15 protein-coding genes are annotated in these 13,968 nt (G+C 39.1%); all 15 read right to left on the bottom strand.

Going from position 1 to position 13,968, the window contains the following annotated elements; genetic code table 11:
- Positions 1-6 precede the first annotated feature (6 nt).
- The 15 genes from ACFSJY_RS18200 to ACFSJY_RS18130 all read right to left on the bottom strand — a co-directional run bounded on the left by ACFSJY_RS18200 (position 7) and on the right by ACFSJY_RS18130 (position 13,968).
- Positions 7-555, bottom strand: coding sequence for a hypothetical protein (locus ACFSJY_RS18200; protein WP_386037745.1), 549 nt, complete (start codon positions 553-555; stop codon positions 7-9).
- Positions 545-1,165: a hypothetical protein gene (locus tag ACFSJY_RS18195; RefSeq protein WP_386037742.1), complete on the bottom strand. Its 621-nt coding sequence runs from the start codon at positions 1,163-1,165 to the stop codon at positions 545-547. Before ACFSJY_RS18195 ends, ACFSJY_RS18200 begins: the two co-directional genes overlap by 11 nt.
- On the bottom strand, positions 1,162-2,244 hold the full coding sequence (locus tag ACFSJY_RS18190) for a hypothetical protein (RefSeq protein WP_386037739.1): 1,083 nt from the start codon (positions 2,242-2,244) through the stop codon (positions 1,162-1,164). The genes ACFSJY_RS18195 and ACFSJY_RS18190 overlap by 4 nt, the downstream gene beginning before the upstream one ends.
- A gap of 27 nt (positions 2,245-2,271) precedes the next feature.
- Positions 2,272-3,174, bottom strand: a complete 903-nt coding sequence (locus ACFSJY_RS18185; protein ID WP_386037736.1) for a type II secretion system minor pseudopilin — start codon at positions 3,172-3,174, stop codon at positions 2,272-2,274.
- A 1-nt stretch (position 3,175) separates the two neighbouring features.
- Positions 3,176-3,853 carry a prepilin-type N-terminal cleavage/methylation domain-containing protein gene (locus ACFSJY_RS18180; RefSeq protein WP_386037733.1) on the bottom strand — a complete coding sequence of 226 codons (678 nt, stop codon included), beginning with the start codon at positions 3,851-3,853 and terminating at the stop codon, positions 3,176-3,178.
- On the bottom strand, positions 3,853-4,293 hold the full coding sequence (locus tag ACFSJY_RS18175; RefSeq protein ID WP_386037730.1) for a type IV pilus modification PilV family protein: 441 nt from the start codon (positions 4,291-4,293) through the stop codon (positions 3,853-3,855). Before ACFSJY_RS18175 ends, ACFSJY_RS18180 begins: the two co-directional genes overlap by 1 nt.
- Positions 4,294-4,307: 14 nt before the next feature.
- Entirely contained in the window at positions 4,308-4,727 is a 420-nt protein-coding gene (locus ACFSJY_RS18170) for a pilus assembly FimT family protein (RefSeq protein ID WP_386037727.1), read from the bottom strand.
- Positions 4,711-5,913, bottom strand: coding sequence for a type II secretion system F family protein (locus ACFSJY_RS18165; protein ID WP_386037724.1), 1,203 nt, complete (start codon positions 5,911-5,913; stop codon positions 4,711-4,713). Before ACFSJY_RS18165 ends, ACFSJY_RS18170 begins: the two co-directional genes overlap by 17 nt.
- Complete coding sequence (locus ACFSJY_RS18160; RefSeq protein WP_386037721.1) at positions 5,913-7,565, bottom strand: GspE/PulE family protein; 1,653 nt, start codon at positions 7,563-7,565, stop codon at positions 5,913-5,915. The genes ACFSJY_RS18165 and ACFSJY_RS18160 overlap by 1 nt, the downstream gene beginning before the upstream one ends.
- A complete protein-coding gene (gene gspG, locus ACFSJY_RS18155) occupies positions 7,565-7,963 on the bottom strand; it encodes a type II secretion system major pseudopilin GspG (RefSeq protein WP_386037718.1) in 399 nt (132 codons plus the stop codon). The genes ACFSJY_RS18160 and gspG overlap by 1 nt, the downstream gene beginning before the upstream one ends.
- Before the next feature lie 83 nt (positions 7,964-8,046).
- Entirely contained in the window at positions 8,047-9,096 is a 1,050-nt protein-coding gene (gene wecA / locus ACFSJY_RS18150; protein WP_386037715.1) for a UDP-N-acetylglucosamine--undecaprenyl-phosphate N-acetylglucosaminephosphotransferase, read from the bottom strand.
- A 136-nt stretch (positions 9,097-9,232) separates the two neighbouring features.
- The gene (locus tag ACFSJY_RS18145; RefSeq protein WP_386037712.1) at positions 9,233-11,971 is read right to left on the bottom strand and encodes an SLBB domain-containing protein; all 2,739 of its coding nucleotides are present in this window, start codon (positions 11,969-11,971) and stop codon (positions 9,233-9,235) included.
- 121 nt (positions 11,972-12,092) lie between these two features.
- Positions 12,093-12,857, bottom strand: a complete 765-nt coding sequence (locus ACFSJY_RS18140; RefSeq protein ID WP_386038453.1) for an MlaA family lipoprotein — start codon at positions 12,855-12,857, stop codon at positions 12,093-12,095.
- A gap of 98 nt (positions 12,858-12,955) precedes the next feature.
- Positions 12,956-13,426: a DUF2802 domain-containing protein gene (locus ACFSJY_RS18135; RefSeq protein ID WP_386037709.1), complete on the bottom strand. Its 471-nt coding sequence runs from the start codon at positions 13,424-13,426 to the stop codon at positions 12,956-12,958.
- A gap of 47 nt (positions 13,427-13,473) precedes the next feature.
- Positions 13,474-13,968 carry a chemotaxis protein CheW gene (locus ACFSJY_RS18130; RefSeq protein ID WP_386037706.1) on the bottom strand — a complete coding sequence of 165 codons (495 nt, stop codon included), beginning with the start codon at positions 13,966-13,968 and terminating at the stop codon, positions 13,474-13,476.

The raw sequence follows: 13,968 nt of genomic DNA, 5'->3' as shown, positions 1-13,968 counted from the left end.
ATACGGTTAATCTTTTTGGTACATTTTCATTTCAATATTTTGCTGCTTTCCAGCATTGCTTTTAGACAACACTAATGATTGAGCGTCGATTATTGTGAGTTTAAAGCCATATACTTCACTTTGATCATTAAACGTTTCAAACTTCTTGTCATTGCTATCTATTTGAGTTACTTCGAGGTAAGCCTGCTGAAGGCCCTTTTGTTTATCAACTAGAATTGCTCTAAGTTTTATTTTTTCGTTATCCGTAAATACTTCTGTCAGTAACCCGTTCTGCGAAGCAAGTTCTGCTGCTGTCTTTTTAACTAAACTTTTTTGTTTTGAATCAGAAGGTTCATTCTCTTTCTTGTATTTAGAGTATTGGGAGATAATTAACTGTTTTGACTCACCTGACAACCGAGAAAAATTTAGCTCTTGTTCTATAGCTTCTGCAATAAATTGACTTTTTCCCAAGGTAGAATTACTTGCATAGTTTTGTAGATAATCAGAGACGCACCAAATAACAACGACAGTTATAATTAAATAGTGGAGCAAAGTTGGTTTAACATTAAACATCATTCATACCACTCTGAATCACCTGCTGTTGTCTGCTACCTCCAGATAAACCTGCATCTTTTCCATGAGCTAATAAGCTCAGCGTTAAGCGAGCACCTCGAACGTCCATGGAGCTTTTTCCACTTATTGTGCGAAACGTATAATTGTAATCTGATACGTATATTTGCTTACCCATCTCTTCAATTGCTAAGGTCAATTCGATAGCATCTGGCAAACTACCTGAAAACCTTACATCTACATCATACTGTTTAAGGTCGAGTTCTGCGATTGACTTAGCCCTTTTCCATCCGATATTGTCTATTTGCAGATTATATTTCTTAAAAAGTTGCTCTAGAGCGATCTGTTGTTCTAGTTCAAATTCGGCATCTGGTTTTGCATCAAACAGAGTATCTTCCGCTTGACTAAGAGCTCTTAAAAGTTCTTTATTGGATTTTTGAAACGACTCAAGGTTTTCTAGCATATATTCTGCTTTGAATAACTTCTTTCGTTTTAGCTCCAATTCAGTAGCAGTATCTTTCTGCCATTCTTGCACTGGTATTAGCACAAATTTAACGAAAATAAGTACACCCATAACTGCTAGTAATAACTTGTGTTGTTTGAGCTCTTCTATCATGATGCACCCTTACTCACTGTTATTGAGTTGTCGATAATGATGCCGATGACATATTGCTCTTTTCCTCTGACGGTTCTCGTAGGGCTATCGAATTTAGCTTCTAACACTTGTGGTAATTTAGCTAAAGCCTCTAACAATAAGACCGCTGATTCAGTAGAGCCTCTAATGACAGTTCTTCCTTGAACATTCCTTATGCTTTTCAATTCACCGAATTGAAGGGCTTGCTCGATGGGGTGCCACATTTTGTAAGTTAATTGGTACTGTTCAAACAAACTTTTCAAATCGTTTAATCGGCTTTTTCTATCATCATATTTTGATTGTTCTGACAGTGCTTCAGAAATAGAGTCCGTATATTCTTCAAGCTCGTAATTAACAGAATAGTTAGAGGAAAATAGATAGGCCGATAAAAATAAGTAGTAGGCAAGAATTAAGGCTACTGGATATGTAAAATAGCTTATTATCGTATTACTAGTAATAGCTGTTCTTACAGGTTTAAAACAAGACAAGGCAGCTTTTAGCTTCATCTTTTGAAGTCTTGAAGGTATTGAGCCAACAAATTCCTGGTGACTAATGGTAGACAACTCGAATTCGCTTCCAAAACCTATTGATGTTGCAAATATGTCGCTTTTATTTATCAACCTTGTAGACAGAGTTGACTGACAGCCAGTACCTACCTTCGCTATGAAGCAATTTGTTTCATTTTCAAGTGTGACTACAGCTTTTTCGTTAAGAGCTTGCGCAACTAAGAGAGACTCAGGGATTCTGAAATGCGCCAATGGAACCGTGTCATGAAATTGCCAAACATTGACCCAAGTTACACTATCTTCGACTTTTGCAATAAAAAAACTATAGTTTTCTTGGCTGTAGCGAAGTTTAAGAACTTTTTGTAATTGTGCCATTTCCGTAATTGGAAATGAAACAAGTTCTTCCGAATAATACCTGCGATTAACTACAAGACATGGCAATATATCACTAGCTGACTTTGAATTATTTACATAGTCATTCGACGCAATTTTTGTTATTTCACCGTCAAAGTAATAAATTAAAGATCTTAATAGTTTCGTAAAATAAGTCATCATTCGTATTGATTCAAAGGCAAGCCGACACTACATTATTGTTCTAAGCAAGTTTATTGGAGTTTTTTTGGTCGCTAAAGGATTAATTTGTAAATATATTTTCTTCACTAGTAATGCGTCACCTACCCTACTTTCCAATGTTATTTCAAAATAGCTCGTAGGAGTAAAGTAAGTACTATCACTTTCCCTTATACCCGTTAGTTCAGTAAACAATTCCTTAGTCAACATTCCGTCATTGCGGAGTGCTAATATTTGCTCAGTAATAAAAGGGGTTGCTATTGCAGACAGTAATTCCCTGCTGGCATTCATAGGGTTAAAACTATTTGTACCATAAACAGTTAAATTATCGGCCAACAAACTATGCAGATGTTCCGGTATACCACTAATCTTGGTCAACTCTTCTACATTGGGTAGGGCTCCATTTCTTATTGGAATCGCGCCGCTTTCTCCGTCGAAGCCCGAGTCACGCGAAATAATATCAACATCTTGCCAGTCTAACAAGGAATCAAGTACTACAATACTCTCTGTATATGACGCACCATTTGCCTGAAGAAGCGACAATACTAGCTCTTTTTTAGGATAATGCGCATTTATTTTTCCATTAAGGTCTTGAAGCTTTACCAGCACATTATCATTTGTTGAAAAAGCCTCCCCATGAAAGTTCCACTTGTCATACAGTTCATATTCATCTGTCTCTTGATTGATACTTCGCAACAGAGGTTCTGTTAAAAGAGCAAAGAATAATTCAGATTCTACAGACTTAGACGCTAAAAAAGCTAAGGTTCGATCTTCAGTCCACTGGGCGATTTTCACCTGTTCTCTGGCTGTGGATGTTATGAATATTGCTAATACAGTCAGGATAGATGACAGTACCAATATTTGAATCAATGCTATTCCGCTTTGATTGCTAAAAAAGTTATATCGATTTATCAAACTATTGTTCCTCAATGTATGGAGAGAACAATTTTGATACATTTTGATCTAGCGATATTGGAATTACTGCGGCTTTACCATCCTTAAGAAACGATAGCTCGATAAGCAGCGGGAACAAGTCGCTTTCCAAACCAGAAAAATCATTAAACCAGCTAGGGTCTGTCGTTCCTATTAACTCTGAACTCCGCCAGCCATAATATCTCAATTCAGCGCTATCTAGGTCGCGAAAAAGAGTAATTTCGTAATCAAACTCAATTTCTTGATACGTATTGAGAAGCAAAAATACCTGAGTGTTTTTAGCCTGATAGATTATGTTAGTTTTTCCATCTTGTTCAATAAAAGATAAACGAAAGATTTCTACATCATTCTCACTAAAAATACCGCTGCTAGTTACCGATAATAAGCTTTGATTTTGACCAACAAAAAATAGTTTGGGTTGATTTTTATCGTTAGTTACTATGTAACCATGAACTCCTTCCAATACACTTCCAACTATATTGAGACCTTTAGAGACCTGCTCCTCTTTATAAAAATCAGATAATACAGTATCCCAACGATCAACGATAATCCTATAACTGTACGAAGCAGTAAGCATGAGAAGCAATAATATCGTTGTCGATATCATCAATTCTATTAGCGTAAATCCTCTTACACTGCTATGCGTTCCGTAGAGCATCATTATAGAATCCAACTTACTTCTTTGAAAATATAGTCCTTAGACCGAGACTTATAGTTAACGGTTAACTTAACATTCCAAAGTTTGAATTTGTTCGGGAAGCTTTCCATTCTTCCTGATTCTGGAGAAAATACCGGTATAGGAGGTCGAAAGCTTTCGACATAAGCCTCCCACTTATATGTGGTTTCAAATACTTCGCCGTTGCCAGAGGCTCTCTCTAATGAAGGATCTTCAATACTTCTGATCTGTTGCTGTATCTGTGCAGCTATAATTGGCACCTTACTACTCATAGTGACATTAACAGTAGCGGTTGAAGAACTTAATAATGCGCCACGATAAATCTCAGTCACTATTCCTATCGTAGACAGCAAAATAATAGTTGCTATCAGAATTTCCAACAATGTAAAGCCAGTTTGATTTCTTTTGGCACTTGCAAAATTCATTAGTTTATCGGGGACTACTTGGGTTGATTTATAAGAAGGTTCAGATCTATTACGTTGTCATTTGAGCCGACCAGAACATTTAGTTTATCAGTGGTAACGAATCCTTTGCTTGTAAAGGAGACAGATTGTGTGGGGAAAAACAAATATTCAAGAGTTTTTGTATCAGAAGCTATACCATCTTTATTTTTCCGTTCAAAGACTGAGATCTTCTTGCCTTCAAAAACAACCAAATTTGATGTACCAGTAGCATATGATTTAGAAGACAACTTCATCAGCCAGTTTTTTAGCTGCTCCATTTCTTGTCTCGCTTCAAACTTTTCCATAGCATTTACTGTCACTGGGCCAACAAAACTTAAAAGCGTGCCCACAATCGCCATTACTACAATTAGCTCTACTAAAGTAAAGCCTGTTTGTCGTTTAGATACCAAGCTCATTTATAGAGACCATGCTCATTAACATCATCACAACAACCCCACCAACGAAGCCCCCCATAAACAAAATCATAAGTGGCTCTAGCAGTGTAGTGACTCTCGACGTCCAACTCTCGAACTCTTGTCGTGAACGATTAGCTATTTCATTAAATACACGTTCTAAATTACCCGACTCTTCGCCCACTTCCAAAAGAGAAATAAAAAAATCAGGGTATATTGATGTTTGCTTTAACGCTGGCGTTAGAAGGCTTCCCGCTTTTACTTTTGCTCTTACTACGTTTATCTCTCCTCGTAGTACCTCATTTTTGATATTTCCACTAGCTAAAGCTAGTGCCTTATCTATTTGCACGCCAGACTTTATCATAAGAGCTAAGCCTGCATTAAACCTGATTCTCTCTATAATTAATATAGCGCTCGATAATACTGGTAGCTTCAGACTAAATTTCTGCCACCAATTCATTAGCTTCGGCTGCTTAAATAACACACTTGCACTGAAAAGCAGCATTGCCACTCCAACTATGAGAAATGATTGATACTGCAACATCCAATCACTGATGCTTAACATCGCTTGGGTGTACCACGGCAAAGAGTCGGCACCTGAAAACATCGAAGACATTTTTGGGATGATAAAGTTAAAAATAAAAAATATTGCTAAGATACAAACAAATAAGATCACTACAGGGTAGGTCAATGAGCTAATAACTTTACTACGAAGATCTCTTTTAAACTTCAGATCCTTAGATAGACCAGAAAAAATGTCAGCTAAATTACCTGATGCTTCTCCAAGTTCGATCAAGTTACAATACAGATCATCAAATGCATCAGGATACTCTCGGAAAGCTTGAGAAAGACTTTGTCCTTTCTTTAGAGAGGAGGAAACACCAGAAAGCAATCGTGACAGAGCTGGTTTTGCTTTCGTCTTTTTAATAATATCAATACCTTTGTCAATTTTGACTCCAGAGTCTAGCAATAAGCTTAGCTCAGAAGTCAAAAACTCAAGGTCTGCCAAAGATATTTTACTGCTAAAATTGAGAACTTTGCTTTTTACGACGGATTCATCTTTGATGTCAGTAACTAACAAGCCTTGTTCTTTTAACTGGCTTAAAGCAGCAGTCTTATTTTGCGACTCAATTTGCCCCTCAACTTTCCCTCCTGAAGAATCATAGGCTTTATAAACAAAGTTTGTCACTAGCCTGCCACTCGTATAACTTCTTCGATAGTCGTATGTCCGAGCAGTGCTTTAAAGAGTCCATCTTCCAGCAATGTTCTTCGATTTATGCCTTTGTTATATTGCTTAGCTTTAGAAATAAACTCCGCATCTTTTGGCATCGCTTTAATTTGCTCATCACACCTCAAATACTCCGTAACGGCCATACGCCCCTTATAACCAGAATAGCCACAAGACTCACAACCATCTCCCTTATATAACTGAGCTTCAGATAAATTAAACCTTTCAGCTAAAGATTCTAGGTCATATTTTTGCTTTAGCGCATCAGAATCGGGATGTTCAATTTTGCATTCAGGGCAAATTTTACGAGCCAAACGCTGTGCAACAACCGAGACCAATGCAGCATTTAGTAAAAACTCTTCAACCCCGAGATCTAACAATCGAGTATACGCGCTCGCAGCATCGTTAGTATGAACGGTAGAAAAAACCAAATGCCCCGTCAATGCTGATTGCAAAGCGATTTGTGCCGTTTCTCTATCACGTATTTCACCAAGCATTATGATATCAGGGTCTTGGCGTACAATTGAACGTAAGCCCGCAGAAAAATCAAACCCTATATCACTATTTACTTGAACTTGGTTAATACCCTCTAATTGGTACTCAACGGGATCTTCGAGAGTAATTATTTTGACGTCATTATTGTTCAATGCGTTCAAAAACGTGTAAAGAGTGGTGGTTTTACCAGAACCAGTAGGTCCAGTTAATAAGACTACCCCCGAGGTTTTCTTAATGTCCTCTTTTATCAAGGAATCAATATCAGAGGACAGACCAAGAACAGACATATCATACTTTACATTGTCTTTCCTTAAAAAGCGCATAACAACAGACTCCCCCTCATTGAGCGGCAATGAAGAAACTCGAATATCTAATTCTTGATTAGCTATTTTCATTTCTATCTTCCCATCTTGAGGCCTCCTTTTTTCAGCAATATCCATACCTGACAGTATTTTCAAACGAGTAACAATAGGTAATTGCATCGTAGGGGAAAGAGTCTCTGCTTCATGCAATACACCGTCAACTCTGAATCTGGCACGAAAACGACCTTGAAAGGGCTCGAGATGCATATCAGAAGCACCTTGCCTGAGAGCTCTTGTTATCAAAGAGTTTAGTAGGTTGACTGTTGGTGCCTCAGAAGCCAGTTCTCTGAGCTTTTCTTCCTCATCCCCACTATATAAAAACTCTTCTGCATCGCTTTCATGAATTGTATATTTACCCACTAGGGTTTGGAAGTCAGACTCACTTATTATGGAGATTAGTGGTTCAATTCCCTCTCTAACAATCCATTCATTTATTGCTAATTCTAGGGGATATTTGGCGGCAAAGTGAATCTGAGACTTACTGCGAGAAAGGGGTAGCCATTTGTTGCTTACGAAAACATCTAAATCCTGGTTAGACATGTCAGGAATATCTTGGTCTAACCACTCACTAATATTTAAAAGTGGTAAATTAAAGAACTTAGAATAAAGCAGTGGGAGCTGATCATCAGGTAAGCTACCCATGTTCACCAATATTTGCTCTAATTTTCCACCGAACTTTTTCTGATAATTTTCAGCGCGAGCGATATCGCTAGGAACTATACCAAACGAACGCTCAAGAATTTCTTTCAATTCCATTAGTTGTGGATTACATCTTCATTATTATCTGCCCCGCCAGGCTGTCCATCAGCACCATATGATAATATTTTATATGGATTCCCGTTGTCACCCGGTGTTGAGTATATATATGGGTTTCCCCATGGATCCAATGGCACATCTTTTGGTAAGTAAGGGCCATCCCAACGAGGCTTATCACTTTGTCTCAACTCTTCAAGCGAGGAAGGATAGCTTCCCATATCTAATCGATATGTATCTAAAGCAGTTTCAAAAGCGCTCATCTGCGCTGATGCGACACCTCGTTCAGCGTCACCTAACTGATCAAAAAATTTAGGAGCGACCAATGAAGCCAGTAGGCCAAGAATTACGATGACAATTAACAACTCAATCATCGTAAAGCCATTTATTCTTTTCTGCATATCTTTGATTACTTATTTGTGAGGTTGATACAGATTAAAGCAAATTAACGAAAGTAATAACAACAAAAATTGTTTCAATAATTTTACTTGCTTAACTTCTTTAAACGACAAAATTTGAGGATAGTGCTCGTATATAAGAAAAACACTAACAGGAATCCAACGAGCATGATATGTTCGGGAACATTTAACACGTCTCCAGTTATTCCAATCGCAGCCATAACAATTGCTAACGTACTAATGAACCATAGAGTTTTTCTAGGTGACATACCATTAGCTAAGCAAATGTGATGTATGTGAAAATTATCAGCTCTAAATGGTGATGACCCACTTTTTATTCTTCTTATCATAATCGCAAACATATCCATCAATGGGATTGCGATAAGCCACAACGCTGTGACAGAGTTAAAGGAAGGTAAATTAGCTTCTGTATTCTGAGTACCAAATGTCAATAACCAAATGACCGTCAATCCCATGTACATGCTACCCGCATCCCCCATAAAAATTTTTTTTCCTCGAGGGTTCCGCGTGCTTACGTTATAGAATAAATAAGGGATTGTTGAGACCACTATCAACATTGGCAATAACACATGTTTGTCAGGAGAGTTCAATACCGTAAGTATCGCTATAGACCCTATCGTGATTATACTCATAGAACCAGCAAGACCATCGATACCATCAACCATATTAAACGCATTAATAGCAGCGATAACCGCCAAAACAGTGAAAATCATGCCAAAGTTGCCAATATCAACGCCACCACTCCCCAGGATTTCTCCAAAATCACTTATATAAGTTTCAGCACCAAAAACAAGAATACAAGCCACTATTCCTTGGAAAACAATTCTAGAACCAACGCTTAAATCGTAAATATCATCCAACGTGCCAATGAAGACAATAAGCGCCGATGAGATCAAGTAAAGGTTAACGATTTGACTCTGTTCAACAAACAATGTTGAAGCGATTAATACGCCTGTAAAAATCGAGATACCACCTATGAGGGGAATAGCGCCATCATGTTTTTTTCTTTCGTTGGGAAGATCGATCAAGCCGATATGAGGGGCAAGGGGTAAAAGTACTTTTATAGTCAGTACTGAACAAAAAAACGCGACTAGTAGCGCGATAAAATCATACATTCTCTAAAGAGCCAACCAAGAATTATAGCGACTTTGCTTATATAAATTTGCCAAAATTATAGAGGTTTAAGCGTAACTTAGCTAGTCATCTGTCCCATGATAACCAGCTAAGTTACATTTTTTTACATTTCAAATATTACAAACCAGATACTGCTGCAATAGCAACGGCAGCTTGGTAAACAATTTGTGTAGCTGTTGCCCATAACGTCATGTTATCCATAAAGTATGAATCTAAAGGCACCACAACAGTATCACCAGGACTCAAATTTGAAGCACTATTAGCTGCAAACCAGCTTTCAGTTTCAGGGATTACAACTCGGCCATTTGCCTTGATAACGTAAATTCTCTCGTCGTCGGCTTGTTGTTTTATACCACCGCTCAGCTCGACGTAATCAAACGCATCAAGTCCACGCTCGTATAAATGTGATGTCGCTACCTGTACTTGCCCTACCACGTTAATTGAATTTTGTTTCGTTGGAACATATAGCACATCACCATCTTCTAACAGAATATCCGCATTTTGATCTTGCTCTATTCTCGGTAAATCAACGACTAGACGACCGACAGGCTGTACTTTCGTTAAATCAGCTAAAAGTAGTTTTGCTTGTTCATAATCTATTGATTGAGAGTCACGCTGAGAAAGACTTTTTGACGCTATCTCCATACGAAGGCTCTCAGACACTTTTAAGATATTTTGAAACTCTAATTGCTTTAACTTTTCTCGCGTAAATACAGACGCTTCTCTGTAAGCGAACTCAGTGAAACCACCCGCACGCTCGATTAGTTGACCTAACGTCTCACCTCGTTGAATCGTGTATTTACCAGGGAATAAAAACTCGCCACGCAATTCAACAATATGGTTTTCTTGCCAAGCTGGGATGACATGTATATTCAATCTGTCCTTACTTTGGATCGCAACATTATGCTCAGCAACGTCTTGCAATGCAGCGCGTAAATCTATATTAAACGAATGTTTGTGGGCCTTGAAACTTGTAACTTCATTTCGCGTGATCTCTGCACGCTCCAAGTATGCAGACTCCAATAACCCGCCAGCTGCTGCAACAAGATCATTCACTTGACTATTTTGCGCAAGCGGATAAATGCCTGGGTATTTTACAGCACCTACGACTTCGACAAGTTGAATTGGCTCACCAGAGGCTGCTTGACGTTGTAACTTTTTAATAACAGGCGCTAGCAACTTTTGACGCGAAAATAACGCTAAATCTTTTGGATCAATCTCTTCTTCATAAGTGCCTCCTGTCAATTCTTCCATCGACTTTTCAGCTAATTTCAGAGATTCATCAAGCTCATCAACTTCAACAAAAGGCTCTTCTTCACCATATTCCGACCAGAACATGCGATCTTTGTATTTTTCTTTTGCTTTGTCTTTTTCTTTCTTCAGAATTTCTTCTTGCGTCATCGCCAACTTATCTAACGACTCTTCAGCAAAGTTTGTCATTTCATTCAAAGAAAATATAAGAATTCTATCATGAGCTTGTAACGCAAGGTTTTCAGCAGAGTCAGGATCAGTTAGCGCTTTGAACAAGCTAAATTGCAAAACTTCTATATTGCGACCAATATCTTTTTCGCGAATAATCAGGCTGTAATTTAGGTCCGCATCGTCAAGCATATATGCATGGATATTCGGTAATAAGTCACTGACTCTTTGGCCCTCTTGCCACTGGTATTTACCCGGACGTGTAACGGCACCGATGACAGTCACAGAATCATCATATTGCGCAGACGTTTCCATTACCCGGACGACATCGCCACCGCGCACCGATTTATCCAACGAAGTTTGCTGTGTTAAATCTAAGTTCTCAATAGTACGAATATTACGGCGATTAAAACGCTCTACCACCGTAGCAGAAGGGTATGCTGATGGCAGCAAGCCACCAGCCATGTTCACAACATCAGCGAAAGATTCACCTGCACTGATTTCATAAATTGCCGGTCGTCGGACTTCTCCTCGTACTGTTACCCGCTCTCCTACTGGAGCGATAAATACAACATCACCTGATTTAAGCATAATGTCGTTTGACGAGTCACCAAAGATAAGTAGGTCATAAAGGTCAAGCGTTGTTACAAGCTTTCCTGCGCGTTTCACCTGAACATTTCGCAGTGAACCAATGTCATTAATGCCACCTGCTGCAAATATTGCATGCGTGACACTCGACAATGCACTCATCACGTAAGGACCAGGCTTAAACGCATCACCTGCGACAAACACACGCATTGAGCGTAAGTCTGAAATCGTTACAACGACATCAACACCCAATACTTTCTTTTTTATTTCAGTTGAGAAGTAGTTTTTAACTTCTTTGTACGTAAGGCCTGCGACCGTAAAGGGGCCTAGGTTTGGTAATACAATGTCGCCTTGCCTGTTAACAGGAAATTCATACTCATCGTTTTCTTTGCCGAAAATTTGGATACGAATAGTATCCCCAGCACCAATGATGTAATCTTCTGGAACTGCTATATCCATTGTAGGCGCAAACGTGTATGGGGCATTAGCAAACACCTCATAACCGAATGGTTTTGGTTCACCATCATCCTCTTCTTCCTCTAATAATTCATCATCAGGAAAAACGGGGTTACCGTATTCGTCAAATTTTGTGCCTCTGGGATAAACAGGTTGCTCCTGTTCGTCCATCTGCTCGTCGCTGCCTTTAGCACCACTTCTCAATTGTCTTTTGATAGTATTGAAGTCAATGCCCATGCTTTGAGCCAATGCTCGTTGTTGAGATTCAGGCAGTCTTTTAAATTGTTCCAATTGTTGTGGAGTAATCTGACTGGGTAGCTGGTTAGCCAACACATTTAGTGAAAACAATACACCTGCTGATAAACTGGCAAGTATCTTTAATGCATTTCTCATTGAAACAACCAATATCCTTAACATAGTACAAAACTCGACCGCGGCAGTTTAACACACCACGGTCGATATATTTAATTCTAAATTCGCCATATTCCGTGTGGATACAGCATGATTAGCGCTGTCAATCTAAGTCGTCTAGCTCATCTAGGTACGCATCGATTTCAGCTTCTTCATCTTCATTAACTTCTACCGGTGGATTACCGTCATACACTCGATAGCGCATGTTTTGGAAATATGCATTTTTAACAAATTCATATGGGTCGACTGCATCATTGATTAGCTGTTCTTGATCGCCAAGGGCTGCACGAGCTTCCATACCAATAATCGCACTTCGAACGACATTCGGCCAAAAATCGATGACAGCTAACGGCCAATAATAACGATCTACAAAGTCACCAACTTCATCTCTAACCGAGCTAGGCCCTAGGGCTGGAATAACGAGATACGGCCCATCACCCACACCATAAACTGCCAGTACTTCACCAAACTCCTCTTGAGAACCAGACCAGCCGAAATCACTTGCAGGATCAAAGAAACCTAGCAACCCTATTGTCGAGTTCAGCACGAATCGACCAGCACTTCTACCCGCGTCACCAAACTTTCCCTGTAATAGGTTGTTAATAAACGATGAGGGCTCGTTCAAGTTAAGCGCCATGTTATGAAGGCCTGTTCTTAAAAAGTCAGGCGTATATTCGACGTAAGCAGTTGAGACTGGCTTTAAAACGTACTTATCTGCGTAATCCCATGTAAATGTCCAAGAAGCACGGTTTACTGGCTCTAACGGATCTTTAGGATCGGCATCGGGTGCTGATGAACAACCAGCAAGCAATAAAAGAGAAAAGGCTGCAACTATTGAAAAACAGCGCGAGCTAATAAAACGCGGCATCGCAAATAATCCTTGGTTCATTATCGTTACATAAATCCGCGCAAGTTTAACACGGAATGCATATGTGACCACATGAAGTCACAAAAGTTTACATTAGTTTATGATTGTTGTTTGCGATAAATCGCCAATAGCATTTCAACTTCGGCGCGAGGAAGCTCACACTCTTTCATAATTTCTTCAACATCGGCCCCGAGGCCAGCGAGTTTATACGCTCTTGAATAGAGCTTATCTTGGGGTTGTTCTTCCTGAAGACTTTTTATTTGACTGGTTATATGTTCAAAACTTGATTGCAATTGCTTTATTCGATGCTCGAGTTGTCGACTCACTTGATCATTTTCTAACTGGCTGTCTTGTTGAGCGCTTTTATGCTGTTCAAGTTTATCCGAAAGCGTTTTAACGCTTGCTTGTACATCAGTTGTCAACAACTCTAGCGTGGATAATTGATTGGCGACTAATTCCTGCTGCCTGTTCAAAGATATAATTTTACTCACCACCACAGTCACAGCAATAGCAAATATAGATAGCACCAAAGCGGTGATGATGATTGGATTACTTAATACTTCTTCCATAAATTAAAAAAAGCCTGATAAGAACAGGCTTTTTACTCAGCTAATACTTAAAATTGTTTAAGCTCATCCCACTCATCGTCAGACAACAGTTTATTAAGATCAACCAGTATCAGTAGCTCGCCATCTCGGTTTGAGACGCCCTGAATAAAGCGTGCACTCTCATCATTACCGACATTTGGCGCCACATCAATTTCTGACGCTTTCAGGTAAACAACTTCCGCAACGCTATCCACCAATATACCAATGACTTGTTTTTCAGCTTCAATAATAACGATACGCGTATTATCAGTTACTTCAGCAGAATCCAAACCAAATCTCGAACGCGTGTCGATAACCGTAACAACGTTTCCGCGCAAATTGATAATACCAAGAACATAGTCTGGGGCGCCGGGCACCGGTGCTATTTCTGTATAACGCAATACTTCCTGAACCTGCATTACATTGATGCCGTAAGTTTCCATTTCCAGCTTGAAGGTTACCCACTGTAACACTTCATCATTTGTATCTACTGCGTCATTCGCACTACGTCTTTCTTCAGACAT

It is taken from the genome of Thalassotalea euphylliae, from assembly GCF_042682785.1.
Lineage (GTDB): Bacteria > Pseudomonadota > Gammaproteobacteria > Enterobacterales > Alteromonadaceae > Thalassotalea_F > Thalassotalea_F euphylliae.
The sequence above is the reverse complement of the archived record's forward strand: the minus strand, read 5'-3'. Positions and strand labels throughout refer to the sequence as shown.

What these genes read in the sequence shown, in the direction of transcription:
- ACFSJY_RS18180 (WP_386037733.1), bottom strand. Translation starts at nt 3,853, where the DNA reads ATGATGCTCTACGGAACGCATAGCAGTGTAAGAGGATTTACGCTAATA.
- ACFSJY_RS18170 (WP_386037727.1), bottom strand. Translation starts at nt 4,727, where the DNA reads ATGAGCTTGGTATCTAAACGACAAACAGGCTTTACTTTAGTAGAGCTA.
- ACFSJY_RS18190 (WP_386037739.1), bottom strand. Translation starts at nt 2,244, where the DNA reads ATGATGACTTATTTTACGAAACTATTAAGATCTTTAATTTATTACTTT.
- ACFSJY_RS18200 (WP_386037745.1), bottom strand. Translation starts at nt 555, where the DNA reads ATGATGTTTAATGTTAAACCAACTTTGCTCCACTATTTAATTATAACT.
- gspG (WP_386037718.1), bottom strand. Translation starts at nt 7,963, where the DNA reads ATGCAGAAAAGAATAAATGGCTTTACGATGATTGAGTTGTTAATTGTC.
- ACFSJY_RS18130 (WP_386037706.1), bottom strand. Translation starts at nt 13,968, where the DNA reads ATGTCTGAAGAAAGACGTAGTGCGAATGACGCAGTAGATACAAATGAT.
- ACFSJY_RS18195 (WP_386037742.1), bottom strand. Translation starts at nt 1,165, where the DNA reads ATGATAGAAGAGCTCAAACAACACAAGTTATTACTAGCAGTTATGGGT.
- ACFSJY_RS18145 (WP_386037712.1), bottom strand. Translation starts at nt 11,971, where the DNA reads ATGAGAAATGCATTAAAGATACTTGCCAGTTTATCAGCAGGTGTATTG.
- ACFSJY_RS18160 (WP_386037721.1), bottom strand. Translation starts at nt 7,565, where the DNA reads ATGGAATTGAAAGAAATTCTTGAGCGTTCGTTTGGTATAGTTCCTAGC.
- ACFSJY_RS18140 (WP_386038453.1), bottom strand. Translation starts at nt 12,857, where the DNA reads ATGCCGCGTTTTATTAGCTCGCGCTGTTTTTCAATAGTTGCAGCCTTT.
- wecA (WP_386037715.1), bottom strand. Translation starts at nt 9,096, where the DNA reads ATGTATGATTTTATCGCGCTACTAGTCGCGTTTTTTTGTTCAGTACTG.
- ACFSJY_RS18175 (WP_386037730.1), bottom strand. Translation starts at nt 4,293, where the DNA reads ATGAATTTTGCAAGTGCCAAAAGAAATCAAACTGGCTTTACATTGTTG.
- ACFSJY_RS18135 (WP_386037709.1), bottom strand. Translation starts at nt 13,426, where the DNA reads ATGGAAGAAGTATTAAGTAATCCAATCATCATCACCGCTTTGGTGCTA.